We start from the raw sequence: 17370 nt of genomic DNA on the forward strand, positions 1-17370 counted from the left end.
TCTCGTCATTCCGGGGCGTACCGCGCAGCGGTACGAGCCCGGAATCCATAGCCACAGGCGGGCCTCGGAAGAGCGAGATGTCACCACCAGCGTGCCTCGCACGTCCGCCTGTGGCTATGGATTCCCCGATGCGCAATTGCGCATCGTGGCTCATCGCTGCGCGATGCCCCGGAATGACGAGAGGAGAGATGCGGGCCAATCATTGCTTCCGCACCGGCGAACCATCCGCCATCAGCCGCTCGCCCTTGCGCTCCACGATCATGCCGTAAGCCGCGGGCTGGCGATGGACGTCGAAATTGAAGATCGTCTGCTTGTAGGAGCTGCACAGATCGAGGTCGCAGCGCGCCAGCGCGATCTCGTCGCCCTTGGTGGCGCACGCCGCCACGATCTCGCCTGAGGGTGCGATGATGCAGCTGCCCGCGATGGAGTCGACGCCCTCCTCGATGCCGCCCTTGGCGACGCCGATCACCCAGGTGCCGTTCTGATAGGCACCGGACTGCATCACGAGGCGGTTGTGGAACAGCGAGAGGTCGTCATGCTCGGGCGCGGGCGGATTATGCACCGGCGTGTTGTAGCCGATCAGCACCATCTCGACGCCCTGCAGCCCCATGACACGATAGGTCTCGGGCCAGCGCCGATCGTTGCAGATCGCCATGCCGATCACGCCGCCGAACGCGTTGGTGACGCCGAAGCTCCTGCCCGGCTCGAAATAGCGTTTTTCCAGATGCTGGAATTTGCGCCACGGCTCGTGCTCGGCATGCCCCGGCAGATGCACCTTGCGGTATTTCGAAACGATGCTGCCCTGCTTGTCGACGAGAACAGCGGTGTTGTAGCGGTGCACGATGCCGTCCTCGACCGCGAGTTCGGCATACCCCAGGCAGAAGCCGATGCGCAGATCCTTCGCCAGTGCAAACAACGGCTGCGTCTCCGGTCCCGGCATCTCGCGCTCGAAGAACGTGTCGATCTCGGCCTGATCGGCCATGTACCAGCGCGGGAAGAACGTCGTCAGCGCGAGCTCGGGATAGACGATGAGGTCGCAGCCATTGGCGTGCGCCTGGCGCATCAGCGCCATCAGCCGTGCGACCACCGCAGGGCGCTGCTCGCTCCTGGCGATGGGGCCGAGCTGGCCGATGGCGACATTGACGAAGCGCGACATGATGCTGTTCCTTATTCCGGAACTGTTTCGTTCTCGGGGTGCGCTGCTCCTGCACTCATCATGCCATGCAGGTTCAATCGCGCAAGCCCGGCGCGTAGCCAAAGGAGACGGTCGGGTCGGCCGCGGTCTCGACCCACACGCTCTTCACCTGCGTGTATTCGTAGAGCGCCTCGACGCCGGAGGAGCGGCCATGGCCGCTGTTGTTGTAGCCGCCGAACGGCGAGGCGACGTTGATGGTCTTGTAGGCGTTGATCCAGAACGTTCCGGCCTTCACCTGCGCGGCAACGCGATGCGCGCGCGCGACGTCCTTCGTCCACACCGCACCGGCAAGTCCGAACTCGCTGTCATTGGCGATCGCGATCGCCTCCTCCTCGGTGTCGAACCGGATCGCGGCGACGACGGGACCGAACACCTCCTTGCGCGCAATGGCCATGTCGTTGGTGACGTTCTTGAGCACGGTGGGGCTGACGAAATAGCCGCTGGGCGCGCGCTCACCCTTGCTGCCGGCCACGATCTCGGCCCCCTCGTCCGCGCCGGCGCGGATCAAGGACAGCACGTGATCATATTGCCTGGCGTTGTTGATCGGCCCGATCTCCGTCTCCGCCGACAACGGATCGCCGCATCGGATCTTCGCCGCGCCCTGCGCGACCAGATCGACGAAGCGGTCGTAGATCGCGCTCTGCACCAGGAGCCGCGAGCCAGCGACGCAGCTCTGCCCCGCGCCGCCGAAGATCGCGGCCTGCGCGCCGATCGCGGCGCGTTCGAGATCGGCGTCGGCGAATACGATGTTGGCCGACTTGCCGCCGAGCTCGAGCACCGCGGGCAGCAGCCGCCGCGCCGCGGCCTCGCCGATCAGCCGTCCCGTCGGCACTGAGCCGACGAACACGACCTTCTTCACGGCAGGCTGTTCGAGCGCGGCCTGCCCGGTGGTGTGGCCGAAGCCGGCGAGCACGTTGACGACGCCCTTCGGCAATCCGGCGCGCTCGGCGATGACAGCGAGCGCCAATGACGTCAGCGGCGTCAGCTCGGACGGCTTGAGAAGCACGGCATTGCCCATGCTGATCGCAGGCGCAATCTGCCAACCCGCGGTGAAGATCGGCGCATTCCACGGCGTGATCTGCAGCACCACGCCCATCGGCTCGCGGCGCGTGTAGTTGAGATGGCTCGACGGCACAGGAATGACGTCGCCGTGGAATTTGTCGGCCCAGCCTGCATAGTACTCGAACATCTCCGCGACCTTGGCGACCTCGCCCCTGGTGTCACGGATCGGCTTGCCGGCGGACAGCGATTCCAGATGCGCCAGCGGCTCGGCGGCGGCGAGGATCGCGCGCGCCACCGCCTGCATCACGCGGCCACGGCCCGCCGCCGTGGCTCGCGCCCATTCCGCCTGGCCGGCAACCGCGGCCGCGGCTGCCTTGGCTGCGACGTCGGTGCCGGCATCGGAATAGCTGAACAGCAATTTGCCGGTCGCGGGATCGTTGATCGACACCGTCGCGCCGTTGCCGACGATCTGCTCGCCGCCGACGTGCGAGCCGATGGTCTCGAACGCGGGCCAGAATGGCCTGATGGACGCGCGCAGGCGCGGATCGATGAAGTGGGTCATGGCTGCGCTCTCATGCCTTCGCGATCGGGCCGAGCTGCAGCTCGACGATGCGGTTGAAATCCTCGGTGTCGGCGATGCTGCCGGCGCTGTCCGCCCAGATGCGCGCGGTGTCCGCGGCCATCGGCAGCGCGAGGCCGAGCTCGCCGATGAACTGCGCCGCGAGCCTCACGTCCTTGCGCATCAGCTGCATGGTGAAGCCGGAATCGAAGGCGCCGTTGAGGATCCAGGTGGGCACGTTGACCAGCGTGACGCCGGAGCGGCCGGAGCCGGCGTTGAGACCTTCGAGCAGCCGCCCGGCATCGACGCCGGCAGCAGCAGCGATGCGCAGCGCCTCGGCGGCGGTGAGCAGATGCGCGGCGCAGAGCAGATTGTTGACGATCTTGGCGACGTTGCCGGCGCCGACGCCCCCGACATGCACACGCTTGGCGCTCATGCGCTCCAGCACCGGCAGCACGCGGGCGAGATCGGCATCCTCAGCACCGATGACCATCGTCATGGTGCCCGTCGCGGCGCCCTTCGGCCCGCCGCTGACCGGCGCGTCGACGAAGCCCATGCCGTGCGACCTGACGAGTTCGGCCAGATGGCGCGAGGTCTCCGGATGCGACGTCGAGGTGTCAACGATGACGACGCCGGGCCGCGCATGGGCGACGATGCCGCCGGGACCGGCCACGACCCGCTCGACGATCTCGGCGGTGGGCAGCGAGAGGATGACGACATCAGCGGCAGCAACGACGGTGCCAATGCCGTCGGCGATCGCGATGCCCTCGGCCACCAATGCCTCGCGCGTCGCCGCGAGCGCATCGTAGCCCGTCACGGCAAAGCCCGCGCCCTTGAGCGTCAGCGCCATGCCGCGTCCCATGTTGCCGAGTCCAATGATGCCGACGGCGGTCACGACGCCTCCTGCCAAGATTGCGGCAAGCAGCCTAGCCGCCCGATTTCGCGGCAGACATCAGCGGCTCCTGCCGCTACTGTTGACCTCTGGTCAACAGTCGAAATCCGCCGCGAGGGCCGCCTTGCTCGACCACCACCGCCTGCACTACCTGCAGGAGACGATCCGGCTCGGCTCGGTCCGCGCCGCCGCCGAGGCGCTCGACATCAACGCCTCGGTGATCAGCCGGCAGATCGCGCTGTTGGAGAAGGAGCTCGGCCTCACGCTTGTCGAACGGCTGAGCCGCGGCATCCGCGCCACCGAGGCCGGCGCGCTCCTGGTCGAGCGCTTCCGGCACTGGCAGGCGGACCAGGCCGATACCGTCGCCAAGCTGCGCGAGCTCACCGACCTCAAGCGCGGCCATGTCGACATCGTGCTCGGCGAGGGCTTCGTCAGCGACCTGATGACGGGCCCGCTCGGCCGCTTCTGGCAGCGCCACCCCGACCTGACCATGTCGTTCGATCTCGCCGGCACCAACGACGTCGTCAACGCCGTGGCGGAGGACCGCTATCACATCGGCCTGGTGTTCAACCCGTCAGCCGACCCGCGCATCCGCGTCGCGACCGCGAGCCGCCAGCCGCTGTGCGCGATCGTGCCGCCGGATCATGAGCTCGCGCGTCTCGGCCGCCCGGTGCGCCTGCGCGAGCTTGCCGATCATCCGCTCGGCCTGATGCACCCGAGCTACGGCACGCGCCAGATCGTGGCGATGGCCGAAGCGGCCGAGCGCGTCCCATTGTCGCCGAAGCTGACGACGAGCTCGATCAACGTGCTGCGGCACTTCGTCAAGAGCGGCCTCGGCCTGACGCTGCTGCCGGCCTTCTCGATCACCGCCGATCTCGCCGACGGCTCGCTCGCCGCGTTGCCGATCGACAATCGCCTGCTCGCCACGAGCGAAGCCTGCGTGATCACCCGGCGCGGCCGCGAGCTGCCGCACGCGGCAGGCCACCTGCTGCGCTTCCTGAGCGGCCAGATGCGGGCGTTCCGGGCGGGAGCGGCGCAACGCCCACCCAGAGCGCGCGCCAGCGGCCGCTGACGGCACTGATCGTGCCGGATCGTTCGTGTTAAGCTCGCGCATTCGAAGCCGGGTGAGGAAGGACGAGAGGCCATCATGCGCAAGATCATCGTGATCGCGTTGGTCCTGGGCGCGGCAACCGCAGCCCGGGCGGAGAGCTGCCAACTCATCGGCAGCCAGATCGTCTGCCACGACGGCGTTTCCGGTCAGCGCATCGGCAACAACGTGTATTGGAGCGACGGCTCCTCGTCGCAGCAGGTCGGCCGCTTCACCTACAACAGCGACGGCACCAGCTCGCAGCAGGTCGGCAACCATACTTATTTCAGCGATGGCACGTCATCGCAGAGGATCGGGAATACCACCCATTTCAGCGATGGGCGGACGTGCCGGCGACTGGGCAACCGCGTCAACTGCGATTAGCGCCGCGCGAACGGAGCGACGCAGCGGACCGCCATTGAGGCGGATGGAGCGGGTGAAGGGAATCGAACCCTCGTATTCAGCTTGGAAGGCTGCTGCTCTACCATTGAGCTACACCCGCATCTCGCGCGTTCCCTAACATGGTCCGGAGCCGGTCTCAACCTCTTCGGGCGAGATCCCGATGCGGGCGGGCTGGAGGTGGGCAGGCCCCGAATCAGATGCCGCCGCGCGCCGCGGACTGCAACGCAGCAGACGGCGCGGCCGATCAGGTTCCGTATTCGGCCCCCCTACCCCTCGGGCTCGGACAGCCCTATATTGAGATCTCCATCAACAACGAAAGGAGGTGATCCAGTGTCTTTCACCAAGCGCTGTCACCTCGCTGGGATCGCCCGCTGAGCGGCTCTTCGTGAGCAACGTTCGATGAGCGCGTGATTCGTCAGCGGATCGTGCCCATCGCGGCTCGGCAACGGGGCGCTCTCAGCCCTGGACCAGCGAGTTCAAGATCGGAGGCGCGGCGGGTCGGACGGCCCGCCGCGTTTTTTGTGTCAGGCGAGATCGTCCGTGGCGCTTGCCGGCTTCGCGCGCACGAAACGCCGCACCACCATGCCGCCGAAGCCGAGCATCCAGAAATACTGCACATACTCCGGCGCCAATGCCGCCAGCGCGATTCCCGGCACGAACACGACGACCGGAAAGATCGCGCCCGCGATTTCGGCATGGCGCCCGCCGCCGAACACCAGCCACCACAAAGCGGCGTTCAGCGCGGCGATGACCGCCAGATGCGCGCCATAGAGCACGGCGACGGCGCTGCTCAGGCGATAGCTGCCGTAGAGATTGTTGGTGACCGGCAGCAGCACGATCGACAGCAGGAAAAACAGGTTGAGCAGCACGACCGGACGGCTGCCGAACGGCTGGCGTGCCAACCGGCGGTGATGGCTGATCCAGAACACGCCGGCGATGATGAAGCTCAGCACGAGCCCCGCGAGGTGGCCGGCATAGGTGTGGAGCAGCTCCGGCCAGCCCGGCATGTGGGCAAAATTCGGCTTCGGCAGATCGTAGGCCAGCAGCGTCATCGCCACACCGAAGATGGTGTTGGACAGCGATTCCAGCCGGCGCATCTCGAACAGGTCGGTTTGGGGCTCGGTCATTTCAGGGGACGGACGGGACCAGACGGGCAAGATTGCGCGCGCTCTATAGCAGGTCCCGCGCGCCCGCGCCCGACCATCTGGCGACGGCGCGCCGGGCGCCGTCGTTTCGCACCTCGCGGCGTCTACCGGCTCATGCCCACCGGTCAACGGCAGGCATAGATGTGGCCGTCATAGCCGCGATAGCTCCGCGTCGCCGGATTGTAGCTGCGAAACTGCACGCAGGCCGGCATGCTGGCGGTGCGCAGCAGCCGCGGCCTCTCCTCGATCTGCGACCGGGCGGGCACCGCCGTCGCGGCTCCGGAGGGCTTCGCCATCACGATCATCGATCTGATCGCCGCCATCGGGCTCGGCCTGCTGGCCTCCTTGGTGACCGCCTTCGGGTCGGCCTGCCCGGCATCCTTCGCCACAACCACCATGGTCCTGCTGCCCGACGGCTTGCCCGGCCCAGCGCTTGCGAGCGTCCTGCCCGGTGCGGCGCTGGTTGCCGCCGGGTTGGCCGCCACCGTCTTGCCGGACGCCGACTTGCTGGAGACCGGCTTGCTCATGAGCTTGGTCGTGGACGCGGTGCCCGCAGACGGCTTGCCGGTAACAGCCGCGTGTTTCGGCGCGGCGGCGACCGGCGGAGCTGTAGCGGTGTCGGCCGCAGGCGGCTTGGCCGCGGCGGCCGCCTTGTCGGCGCCGACAGCCTGGCCCTGGGCGGGCGGCTTTGCATCCGTCGAGGCGGTCGTCTCATCGGCCGGCGGCTTGTCCTCGGCAACCGGCGATTCGGCCGGCTTCTTGATCATCTTCTTGCATTCGAGCGGGAACACCAGTTCGCCCGACGCCGTGAGCCCGATCGGCTCGCAGCCACCGAACGGCCCGCTGTCCTTGCCGACCTCCTTGGCCTGCTCACCCGCCGGCGATCCGCCCGGCTCTGCGCTGTGCGCAAGACCGACGCCTGCAACAACCTCAAATAGAATAATTCCACACAACAAACCGGCATGGCCGGTCTTCCGCCCCAATGTACGCATGACACGCTCGCTTGACGCACAGACTGCCGGCAGGCCATCACGTCATTGAGGCAAGTCTGTGAAGGCAAGCCGCAAAGCCGCGGCGGGATGTCAATTCGATGGCGTTGTGTCATGTCTGCACGATCCCGACCTCCAGCGCGGCGCCTTGCGTTGCGATTGCAATCGGCGCGTGCCAGGGTCGCGCCGCGCGCGCTGACCGCCTCGCAGGTGGCGGCAACCGCAAGCGAGCCTTCGGACAGCCATCTTGAGTTCATCTGACTACCGTCCCGACATCGACTGCCTGCGCGCCTTCGCGGTCCTCTCGGTGATCGCGTTCCACTACGACATCCCGCCGTTCCGCAGCGGCTATGTCGGTGTCGATGTGTTCTTCGTCATCTCCGGCTTCCTGATCACGCGCATCATCCGCGACGAGGTCAGCGACGGCACGTTCTCGTTCGCCGCCTTCTACCGGCGCCGCGCCAGACGCATCCTGCCGGCGGCCTTCGCCATGCTGTGCGCCACGCTGCTCGGCGCGAGCATCATTCTGCTGCCGCCTGAGACGGTGTCCGTCGCGCAGCAGGCGCTGGCGGTGCTGGCCTTCGCCTCCAACATCCTGTTCTGGCTGCAACAGGGCTATTTCGACGCGGCTGCGATCACCAAGCCGCTGCTGCACACCTGGTCGCTCGGCGTCGAGGAGCAGTATTACCTGCTATTTCCGGCGCTGGCGCTCGCCGTCTTCAGGCAGCGGCGTGCGCTGATGCTCGCGAGTCTCGGCGCGATCTGTGCGGTCTCGTTCCTGCTCTGCGTGATCCAGACGCGGACCCAGCCGGCGGCCGCGTTCTATTTGCTGCCGGCACGCGCCTGGCAGCTCGCGCTCGGCGCGCTGCTTGCGGTTGAAGCGGTGCCCGCGCTGCGGGATCAGCGGCTGCGGATCGCGGCAACGACGCTCGGATGGATCGCGCTCGGCATTTCCACCAACATCTACTCGCCGCGCACGCCCTACCCCGGCATCGCCGCCTTGCTGCCCTGCCTCGGCACGGCCGCGGTGATCTGGGGCAATCCGGCCGTGAACAGGACCGTGCTGACGCTGACGCGGCCGATGATCGCGGTCGGGCTGTGGTCCTACTCGCTCTATCTCTGGCATTGGCCGGTCGTGTCGCTGACCACGGCGGTGTGGGGGCCGCCAAGCTCGGCGATGGACAAGCTTGCGCTGCTTGGCGCCTGCACGAGTCTAGCGCTTGCAAGCTTCTATCTCATCGAGCAGCCCGCGCGACGCGCCGCATGGCCGGTGACGGCGCGGGCGCTGGCCGCGACCGGCGCCGTCGCGCTGGCGGCCAGCGCGGTCATGATCGTCTGGTCCGGCTTTCCGGCGCGCCTGTCGCCGCAGCAGCAGGCGATCGCGGAATACATCCGCTATGACCACAGCCGTGTCTATGAGGACGGCACCTGCTTCCTCAGTTCGCCCCAGACATTCGCAGCGCTGCAGCCGGCCTGCCTGGCCAAGGGTCCGCGCCGCAACATCCTGCTGTGGGGCGACAGCCATGCCGCGCACCTCGCGCACGGGCTGATGCGGGCACTGCCGCAATCGACGCTGCTGCGCGCGACGATGGCGGGATGCGTCCCCTATGTCGAACCGGGTCAGTCGACCGCGTGCGCCGACTTCAACGGCCGCCTCCCCGGCCTGGTGCGCGATCTCGCACCCGACATCGTGATCCTCTCGGCCAATTGGTCGCGCACGGTGATGGGACCGGCCGCGCGGGCAGGCCTGCTCACCACGATCGGGGCGCTCACCGCGGCAGGCAGCCGTGTGATGGTGGTTGGCCCGAGCCCGCAATTCGATCGTCCGCTGCCGAGCCTGCTGATCGCGACCGCGCGATTCGGCGTTCGGGCGGACGGACACATGGTGGAGTTACCGCGCGAGACCGACGACTTCCTGCGGGGGCTACTAAAAGACGTGTCGCAGACCGACTACGTTCCGCTTCTGACGCTGCTCTGCCCCGGCAATCATTGCGTGCTGCAGGCCGAAGACGGCGCGCCGCTGGCCTGGGACGAGGGTCATTTCACCGCGCAGGGATCCGAGCTCGTGGCCGCGCGCATCGTCGCGGCCTCTCAGGTCTTGTCCGCCGCCGCGCGCAGGAGCGACTGAGCGGCCTCGCCAGCCGTCCTAGATCATGTTGCGTTTCGTTGGAAACACAACATGATCTCATCTCTTTGTTTGAGCATGATCTTGTCGGAAAACCGGATTCCACTTTTCCGGATCATGCTCTAATCATCCGCCAGGAACGCCGCAAAGATCGGAGCGGCACGCTCGCCCATGCGCAGCGCCCCCGCCACGGTGAAATGGCCGGCATCCTGGAACAGCCAGACGCCATCCTGCACCACCGGACAGCGTTGGTCACAATACACTTCCGAGGGCTTCAACAGCGCCACCTTGGGCAGCGGCGCGATCGCCTGCGCCAGGACCGCATCGATGGTGCGGTTCGCTGCGATCGCCTCGCTCCGAGGCACCGCATCGCACGGCTTTGCCGGAGCGTGCCACAGCGGCCCGGGCAGCATGCGCAACTGATCGAAGCCGCAATTGACCGGCCGGACCTGGCCGCCGATGACGAGGAAGTGCCGGCCCGGACGATCGAGCAGCCGGACGGTCTCGACGAGATGCGCGGCCACGTCGGCGTTGCGCGCCTCCGCCTCGGGGCCGCCGCTGAGATCGAGATATTTGTGCCACGCCTGTCCGATGATGACGAAATCGGCCTGCGACTGCTGGATCCGCGGCAATTCGCTGTCTCGGTTTTCAGCGCAGACGCGTGCGCGCGGCCCTCGCGCGGTCAGGCCTGCGAGCGTCGGACAGTCCATGAGGGTCGAGACATGACCGATCATGCCGCGCGTCTTCAGGGACGCATCGAGCACCGCGACATATTGCTGGACATAGGAATCGCCGAGCATTTCGACGCCGCGGGTGCCGTCGAGATCGCCGAACGCACAGAGGCGGCCGAGAGTCCGGCCGCATTTGTTGAGGCCGAAGCCTTGAAGCTCCGATAGCGCGAGCTGGTCGTCGGCCAGCCGCGAGACGATGCCGTTGGCGCGGAAGGTCATGTGCGCGAGCCCAGCGCAGACCACGACGACGCTGGCGAAGCTCGCCGCCTGCGCCCAGCGCGGCCAGGCGAGCCGACGCATCGGGCGCTCGACGCCCGTGTAGAGCAGCGTCGTCAGCGCCGCAATCAGCGCGAGCTGCACGGCCAGTCCGGCCACCGTCTCTGCCGCATCGCCAATGATGAAGCGGACGAAGAAGATCACCGGCCAATGCACGAGATAGAGCGAATAGGACGCGGCGCCGACCGCCCGGACCGGGCGCGCCATCACCAGCGATGTCGGCGCATTGGCGGCGATGATGATCGCGGCGGCGACGCATGGCACGAGCGCGGCGACGCCCGCATAGGCCTGGGCGCGGCCGATCAGGAGGAGACTGCCGAGCAGGACGATGTCTCCCCACGCCGCCATGATCGTTCGCGCGCGCGGCAAAGACGAAAGCCGCGCCTCGAGCGGAATGGCGAGCGCGCCGAGCCCGAATTCGAACACCCGGAACGGCGTCAGGAAGAACACCGCGTCCGCGTCCTGCGGCAGCCACAGCACCGCCGCGACGAAGGACAGCGCGCCGATGGCAGCGATGACGCGAAAAAAACGGCTGCGGCCGGCCCAGATCAGCAGCAACGGCGCCAGGGCATAGAACTGCACCTCGAGCGATAGCGACCACAGATGCAAGAGCGGCAGCTGATCGGCGCTCGGCGCGAAATAGGCGCTCGCCTCGCGCCAATACTGGACGTTGGAGATCGACAGCAGTCCGTGCGTCGCCTCCTTGGCGAGCTGCCGCAGCGCATCGGGCGACAGAAACAGCCAGCCGACGGCGAAGCACGCAGCAATCGTCGCAATCAGCGCGGGCAGCAGCCGCCGCGCCCGGCGCAGATAGAAGTCCGACAGCGAGAAACGCCCCGCCGCGACGTCGCGCAGGATCTGGCCGATGATCAGATAGCCGGAGATGACGAAGAAGATGTCGACACCGGCGAAGCCGGCCTCGAAACCAGCGATTTTCAGATGGAAGAGAACGACGATGACGACGGCGACCGCCCTGAGCGCGTCGATGTCTGCACGATGACTGCGTTCCAACGTGGTTCATCCCGCCTGATGTCCGAGGCGAACGAGATGCGCAGACACCCGTGGCAACAGCGGGAAACATCGATGACGTCATCGGATCCATCCGATGACCGCGCGCTGGCGGCAGCGTGGCCGAATTGAATCAAACCGCGGGCGATGGCGGCGCCCTGCTCGGCAACTCCGAGCACGCGGAATTCCGACGGTCTGGTCATCATCGCCCCGTTCGCGAAGCGACGGGCGGCCAGCCGATCGAGCCCTCAGGCCCGGGCCTGTTTCGCAGCCACCAGCTCCAGTCCTCCGGCAGGAGTGAAACGGGATCGCTGTGAGCAAGCTCTTGGGCCGCCCAAAAAGGCCAATGCGGGTTGGCAAGAGCAGGCCGGCCGAGAAACACGATATCCGCCAGCTCCTCGCGAATGACCCGATCGGCCGCAGCGGGAATGCCGAGATTCCAGCTGACGCCCACCGGGACTGCGGCTTCGCGGCGCACGCGCGCCGCGCGCTCCACCATGAAGCCAACCTGATCGAACGGGACATCCTTCATGTCGTCGGTGTTCAGGCCGAGGCTGATATCTGCGAAATCAAGACCATGCTTCTTCAATTCCGCAATTGCCCAGATCGCGTCATCGAAGCGGATCCCATTCTCGTTGAAGTCATCGGATCCCAGGCGCACCGTCAGCGGGAGCTGCGAAGGCCAGACCTCGCGTACCGCGTCGAGCGCCTCCCGGTGGAAGCGCAGACGCTTGTCGCGCGAGCCGCCATATTGATCCGTGCGCTGATTGCCGAGTGGCGAAAAGAAGCTCGAGCCGAGATAACCGTGGGCAAAGTGCATTTCGAGCCACTCGAAACCGCACTCCGCTGCGCGGCGCGCTGCATCCGCATAGGCGCGCATGATGTGTCGAATGTCTTCGACGCTCAGTTCCTGAACCGGCAGTGTATACCGCCGCCCATGCGGTATCGGAGATGGACCGCGGACCTGCCAGCCGTCCGGATCGCTCGGCGGCAGCTGTGTCCTGCCTTGCCATGGCTTTGTCTCGCTGCCACGGCGACCCGTATGACCGAGCTGGATCGCCGGCACCGCCCCCATGTCCTTGACGAGGCGCACGATCCTCGACAAGCCGTCCATCTGTGCATCGTCCCAGAGGCCGGCGCAGCTCATGCTGGTGCGGCCATCGGGTTGAATTGCGATCTGCTCGGCAAAGACGAGGCCGAACCCGCCAGCGGCGCGCGACCCCAGGAGCATCAGATGAAAGTCTGAAACCTGGCCGTTGGTGGATCGATACATCGTCATTGGCGACATGGCGATGCGATTGCGCACGGTCACACTCTTGAGTGTGTACGGTGAGAACAAGTCTGGCATGGACTTCAGCCTGGCGCGAGATGAAGAGCTATACGTCGATCTCCGAAATCACCGGACAGGCTCATGACGAAGGGCAAGCTCGCCTTCCTTCTTAATACTTGCGGCCAACAACGACACGCGCGCCGGCGGGACCGATCTCTTCGCAGTGAAGACAACCTTCGGGTACGGCGAAGACCTCCCCGGTGCGGTAAGACACGGCATCCCCACCACGAATGACCGTGAAGATTCCGTCGAGCACGAGACCTCGAACGGAGAAATGATGGACATGCTCGCCATTTGCGGGGGTGGGAGCAAGGGTCTTTGTTTCTATCTCCGTGTAGCCGTCCGCCGTGAGTGACGCTTCGAACGCACGTGTATCCATGATCTCGACTTTTCTTCGTACGTTATCTCGTGTGAAGTTGAAGATCGTCCTCAGGCGCGACCGGCGCCCGTCGCGAACATATTCGTTATTCGAACATGTCCGGCTGGGTCTCGGCAATCTGACCGTAGAGGGTCTGGAAGTGCAGCCAACCGATGTAGTCGCTGCCGACGTGCTCGCGGCTGTACTTTGCGGTCTTCTCCGACAGAAGCTTCGGCTTGATGCCGGTAGCCTCGATCAGCAATTGCTGCTTGCAGGCGCGTTCGAGGGCAATGAACCAGAACGCAGCGTCGTCGATGCTGTGGTGACTGGTCGTCAGGAGCCCATGGTTCTGATGCAGGACGCCGCGATTGCGGCCGATCTCCTTGGCCACCGACACGCCGCTTTTCTGTTCGACCGCAACGGCGCCTGCAGATGCGCCGATGACGGCATGGCTCTTATAGAACGCGGCGGCATCCTGACTGATCATGTCCAAGGGCCGGCCGGTCGCGCACCACGCGGTGCCATACACCGTGTGTGCATGGCACATCGCCATCACCTCCGGGTATTCCTCATGGACCGCACCATGCAGGACAAAGCCCGCGCGATTGATCGCGTGACGCCCTTCGATGACGTTGCCCTTGTGATCTGCCAGGATGAGATTGGACACCTTCACCTGTGAAAAGTGCACGCACATCGGGTTGGTCCAGTAGAGTTCCGGACGCTCGGGATCACGCACGGTCAAATGGCCGGCGAAACCGTAGTCGAAGCCGTGCATCGCGAACGCGCGGCATGCCGCGACGAGATGCTGTTTGCGATAGGCCCGCTCTTCCGCATGGTTCGCAAATTCCGGGATCTCCGGGAAAATCTGCCCCGCCGTCTCCGGCTGATAGATCGAGATTCGCTTCCGGCCAGCGCTATCCGGCGGAAGATCAATGACAGCCGGCCGATCGTGATGGTCTTCGAGCATGGCAAGCCTCGGTCATTTGATGTGGTTGGCGGCGGCGAGGCATCGACGTCAGCGCGCGCTGCGGACTCCAACCCGTTAGCTCTGACCACGCAGATGGATTTTGACAAATGAGGTATTTTCACCAGCAGGTGAATCAGATTCACGGCCGCAACCACGACCGACAGGGATCAAGATTTCATCGCAATCAGTAGCCGATGGTGGGGGAGGCAGGACTCGAACCTGCGAAGCCATGAGGCGGCTGATTTACAGTCAGCTCCCTTTGCCACTCGGGACACTCCCCCGTATCGACGGCAGTTGACGGCGGACCGCGGAACAAGCGGTTGAGCGACCATCAGCGCCATGGAGACGGTAAGACCGCGGGGCCCGGATGAGGGGCGCTGCGCGGCCGGGGCCCTTATGATCGAAGCGGGGCCGTAAAGTCAACCAAGGGACGACGAATTTTCCCAAGCGCGCGGTGCCAAATTGCCAGAATCCGCGGGCCGTGACAGAAGCTCGTGGCATGAGCGAACGCGATCGAAAGCCCCCTTTCCGCCGTCAGGGCGGCAAATTCCCCGGCAAACCGCGCGGTTTCGAGCGGCCGCAAGCCTGGCGGGAGCGCGAATCCGGCCCGGACGGCCCGGTGATCCTGTACGGCTGGCACACCGTGACCCTGGCGCTGGGCAATCCGAAGCGGAAGGTTCGCAAGCTGTACCTGACCGAGAACGCGGCGCGCCGGCTGGCCGACGAGCGGATCGAGACGCGGGTGACGCCAGAGATCGTGCGGCCGAGCCAGATCGACCAGCGGCTCGGCCCGGATGCCGTGCATCAGGGGCTGCTCGCCGAGGCCGATCCCCTGCCCTCACCCGACATCGACACGCTGTCCCCCGAAGGCATGATCCTGGTGCTCGACCAGATCACCGATCCGCACAATGTCGGCGCCATTCTCCGCTCGGCGGCGGCGTTCGACGTCAGGGCGATCGTCACCACCGCCCGGCACAGCCCGGAGGCGACCGGCGTGCTGGCCAAGTCCGCATCCGGCGCGCTCGAGCTGGTGCCGATCATCACGGTGCAGAATCTCGCCCGCGCGCTGACCCGGCTCAACGAGCGCGGCTTCCAGACGGTCGGGCTCGACAGCGCCGGCGGCATCGACATCGCCGCGGTGGAATTGCGCCAGCCGCTGGCGCTCGTGCTCGGCGCCGAAGGCAAGGGCCTGCGCCAGCTGACGCGCGAGACCTGCAGCGTGGTGGCGCGGCTCGACATGCCCGGCGCCATCAAGAGCCTCAACGTCTCCAATGCCGCGGTGCTCGCGCTCTATGTCGGCGCGAGCCGGCTCGGCCTGATGCCGAAATGAGAAACGCCCGCGCGCGTGAGGCGCACGGGCGTTGCGTGATCGAGCCGATCGTGTTGGTCAGTAGTAGCGGCGCAGCACGCGCTGACCGTGATAATAAGACGAGGCACCCCAGCGATAGGCGGTGTGGGGATGGCCGTAGACCATCGCCGGCGCAACCCGCGTGACCTCATAGGCATGGTGGCGATGGTGGTAGCGGTAGACCGGGATCGCATTCTCCTGGTAGGCCGGATACGGCGCGAACGCGCCTGGGCCGCTGTAGGTCGGGCCCTGGTTCACGTAGTAGTACTGCCGGGTCGGCTCCGCCAGGCGCTCGTACTGCCCACCGCAGTTGCCGCAAGCAGAAGAGCCGTAGCCGTGATCGTGATGATAGGTGTAGGTCGGCTGATAGCTGACGGTCGGCGCACACGGGCTGGCATAGCCGCAGGGCGCACATGACGAATAGCCGCAGGCCATGGCGGGCGCGCTGCCGGCGAGGGCAAGGCCGGCAAAGCCGACAAGTGCAGAAATCGTAGGACGCATGACTCTCTCCTCTTGATCTGTTTTCTTGATCTTCGAACTGTTCCGGACCGGCTCAGCGGAGATAGGCCGGTGGTCGATTGCCGTCATCGCGCGGGCCCTCGCGCGGCGCCAGGATCACGGGCGGCGGATACATCGGCACCTCCGGCTCGGCCGGCTGCATCCTCGATTCGGCGCCCCATGAGCGGGAATAGCTCTCCGCAGGCTTCGGCAGCTTGCGATCGGCCGGCGGTTCGATCTCCATGCGGCCATAGCCCGGCTTCGAGCCGAGCGACGGATAGTAATGGCCGACATAGGGCTCCGGATCGTACGGCCGGCCGCCATAGACCCGCGGCTGGATGTGATGACCCTTGCCGAGGCCGAACTGGCCTTCGACAACGGCATAGGACGCATCGACGCCGTTGATGACCACGGGCACGCCCGGCCGCTGCGGGATCACGATCTCAAAGCCTTCGCTGGCGAGCACGGGCGATGCCGTGCCGATCAGAATCGCAAGAGCCGGTGCAAAACGCATGAATTCACGCCCTGGTTGCCGCACTATCAATACCGCAACGCGCGCCGCCATGGGTTAAGCGCGCGGCTCGATCTGCAGGTAAGCCTAACGCGTCGGCCATTCGTCCGGGTTAATGAGCCCAGGATGCTTTGCTCGGCAGGGTTAAAGCGTGGTGGCGAAGAGCGCGCGGCACGCAGCAGCGAGCCTCCCGATCTCTCATGGCGCGACACGGCAGGAGAAGCGCGTAGCTCATGCAAAAACATTGAGGGCGGCGGCGGAACACCGCAGCCGGATCGTACTTAGGAGATGGGGCTCAACGACGGAGTATTCCATGATCAGATCTGCAATTCTCGGGGCTGCTGTTCTCGCGACCGCGCTGGCCGGCCCGGCGATGGCGCGCGACATGCACCACCGCCACATGGCCCGCCATGACGCCGCAATGATGCAGCAGCGCGCGGATGGCGGCTGGAATAATGGCTGGAATAACGATTGGAATCGCCGCGGCACCGGCTTCTGGCCGGCGGATGTCGCCGCAGGCGCCGTGGGCGCAGCCGCCGGCGTGGCTGGCGCCGCCATCGGCACCGCGGGCGCGGTCGCCACGGCGCCCTTCCGTACCGCCGATGCCTACGCCTACGATCCAGGTCCGTACCGCTTCGGTCAGCAGAGCTATGATCGCGGCCAGAACGGCTATTACGGCGACTGGAACAGCTACGCCGCCCGCAACGGCCTCGTCTGCCGCCCCGGCACGCTGTTCAAAGGCAGCGACGGCGCGATGCACATTTGCCAGTAACGCCGCAAGCGGCGCAGCGTCAGGGGCGGCCGAACGGCCGCCCTTTTTGCGTGCCAGGACGAGAGTGCGGGACATGCCCATGGCAGTAGCCTCGCTTCATCAACTCTGGTACGAACACCGCGCTTCGGAGCCCGTCGTCAGGCTTGGCCTGCGAGACCTCCACTGCACCCGATAT

General features: G+C 66.2%; 16 protein-coding genes and 2 tRNA genes. 5 read left to right on the plus strand and 13 right to left on the minus strand.

Features of this window, described 5'->3' with window-relative positions:
* Window positions 1-199: 199 nt before the first annotated feature.
* The 3 genes from ACQR1I_RS11230 to ACQR1I_RS11240 form a co-directional block, all read right to left on the minus strand.
* Window positions 200-1156 carry an N-carbamoyl-D-amino-acid hydrolase gene (locus ACQR1I_RS11230; protein WP_434864658.1) on the minus strand — a complete coding sequence of 319 codons (957 nt, stop codon included), beginning with the start codon at window positions 1154-1156 and terminating at the stop codon, window positions 200-202.
* 73 nt (window positions 1157-1229) lie between these two features.
* Window positions 1230-2759, minus strand: a complete 1530-nt coding sequence (locus ACQR1I_RS11235; RefSeq protein WP_434864659.1) for an aldehyde dehydrogenase family protein — start codon at window positions 2757-2759, stop codon at window positions 1230-1232.
* A 10-nt stretch (window positions 2760-2769) separates the two neighbouring features.
* Window positions 2770-3651 carry an NAD(P)-dependent oxidoreductase gene (locus ACQR1I_RS11240; RefSeq protein WP_434864660.1) on the minus strand — a complete coding sequence of 294 codons (882 nt, stop codon included), beginning with the start codon at window positions 3649-3651 and terminating at the stop codon, window positions 2770-2772.
* Window positions 3652-3772: 121 nt separating this feature from the next.
* On the opposite strand from ACQR1I_RS11240, the gene ACQR1I_RS11245 reads away from it, so the two are divergent.
* Window positions 3773-4720, plus strand: a complete 948-nt coding sequence (locus ACQR1I_RS11245) for a LysR family transcriptional regulator (RefSeq protein ID WP_434864661.1) — start codon at window positions 3773-3775, stop codon at window positions 4718-4720.
* A 75-nt stretch (window positions 4721-4795) separates the two neighbouring features.
* On the plus strand, window positions 4796-5119 hold the full coding sequence (locus tag ACQR1I_RS11250; protein ID WP_434864662.1) for a hypothetical protein: 324 nt from the start codon (window positions 4796-4798) through the stop codon (window positions 5117-5119).
* Between the two features lie 44 nt (window positions 5120-5163).
* On the opposite strand, the gene ACQR1I_RS11255 is transcribed toward ACQR1I_RS11250, so the two are convergent.
* From ACQR1I_RS11255 to ACQR1I_RS11265, 3 genes are all read right to left on the minus strand, one after another.
* Window positions 5164-5237: transfer RNA gene (locus tag ACQR1I_RS11255), tRNA-Gly, on the minus strand.
* Between the two features lie 424 nt (window positions 5238-5661).
* On the minus strand, window positions 5662-6264 hold the full coding sequence (locus tag ACQR1I_RS11260) for a TMEM175 family protein (RefSeq protein ID WP_434864663.1): 603 nt from the start codon (window positions 6262-6264) through the stop codon (window positions 5662-5664).
* A gap of 143 nt (window positions 6265-6407) precedes the next feature.
* Entirely contained in the window at window positions 6408-7274 is an 867-nt protein-coding gene (locus ACQR1I_RS11265) for a hypothetical protein (RefSeq protein WP_434864664.1), read from the minus strand.
* A 244-nt stretch (window positions 7275-7518) separates the two neighbouring features.
* Between ACQR1I_RS11265 and ACQR1I_RS11270 the strand changes: the two genes are divergently transcribed.
* Window positions 7519-9399, plus strand: coding sequence for an acyltransferase family protein (locus ACQR1I_RS11270; protein WP_434864665.1), 1881 nt, complete (start codon window positions 7519-7521; stop codon window positions 9397-9399).
* Window positions 9400-9518: 119 nt separating this feature from the next.
* Here the strand turns inward: ACQR1I_RS11270 and ACQR1I_RS11275 are convergent, their stop codons facing one another.
* From ACQR1I_RS11275 to ACQR1I_RS11295, 5 genes are all read right to left on the minus strand, one after another.
* On the minus strand, window positions 9519-11414 hold the full coding sequence (locus tag ACQR1I_RS11275) for an acyltransferase family protein (RefSeq protein ID WP_434864666.1): 1896 nt from the start codon (window positions 11412-11414) through the stop codon (window positions 9519-9521).
* Window positions 11415-11613: 199 nt separating this feature from the next.
* Entirely contained in the window at window positions 11614-12759 is a 1146-nt protein-coding gene (locus tag ACQR1I_RS11280) for an NADH:flavin oxidoreductase/NADH oxidase (RefSeq protein WP_434864667.1), read from the minus strand.
* 91 nt (window positions 12760-12850) lie between these two features.
* Window positions 12851-13120 (minus strand): hypothetical protein, encoded by a 270-nt coding sequence (locus ACQR1I_RS11285; RefSeq protein WP_434864668.1) that lies wholly within the window; start codon window positions 13118-13120, stop codon window positions 12851-12853.
* An 85-nt stretch (window positions 13121-13205) separates the two neighbouring features.
* Window positions 13206-14066: a class II aldolase/adducin family protein gene (locus tag ACQR1I_RS11290; protein ID WP_434864669.1), complete on the minus strand. Its 861-nt coding sequence runs from the start codon at window positions 14064-14066 to the stop codon at window positions 13206-13208.
* Window positions 14067-14261: 195 nt separating this feature from the next.
* Window positions 14262-14347, minus strand: a tRNA-Tyr gene (locus ACQR1I_RS11295).
* 218 nt (window positions 14348-14565) lie between these two features.
* Here ACQR1I_RS11295 and rlmB point away from each other — a divergent pair.
* Window positions 14566-15396 carry a 23S rRNA (guanosine(2251)-2'-O)-methyltransferase RlmB gene (gene rlmB / locus ACQR1I_RS11300; RefSeq protein ID WP_434864670.1) on the plus strand — a complete coding sequence of 277 codons (831 nt, stop codon included), beginning with the start codon at window positions 14566-14568 and terminating at the stop codon, window positions 15394-15396.
* Window positions 15397-15453: 57 nt separating this feature from the next.
* Here the strand turns inward: rlmB and ACQR1I_RS11305 are convergent, their stop codons facing one another.
* Together ACQR1I_RS11305 and ACQR1I_RS11310 are read right to left on the minus strand one after the other, a co-directional pair.
* Window positions 15454-15915 (minus strand): hypothetical protein, encoded by a 462-nt coding sequence (locus tag ACQR1I_RS11305; protein ID WP_434864671.1) that lies wholly within the window; start codon window positions 15913-15915, stop codon window positions 15454-15456.
* Between the two features lie 52 nt (window positions 15916-15967).
* A complete protein-coding gene (locus ACQR1I_RS11310) occupies window positions 15968-16426 on the minus strand; it encodes a hypothetical protein (RefSeq protein WP_434864672.1) in 459 nt (152 codons plus the stop codon).
* A 310-nt stretch (window positions 16427-16736) separates the two neighbouring features.
* On the opposite strand from ACQR1I_RS11310, the gene ACQR1I_RS11315 reads away from it, so the two are divergent.
* The gene (locus ACQR1I_RS11315; protein WP_434864673.1) at window positions 16737-17195 is read left to right on the plus strand and encodes a hypothetical protein; all 459 of its coding nucleotides are present in this window, start codon (window positions 16737-16739) and stop codon (window positions 17193-17195) included.
* Window positions 17196-17370 lie beyond the last annotated feature (175 nt).

This window comes from Bradyrhizobium sp. HKCCYLS2038, assembly GCF_051167655.1.
GTDB lineage: Bacteria > Pseudomonadota > Alphaproteobacteria > Rhizobiales > Xanthobacteraceae > Bradyrhizobium.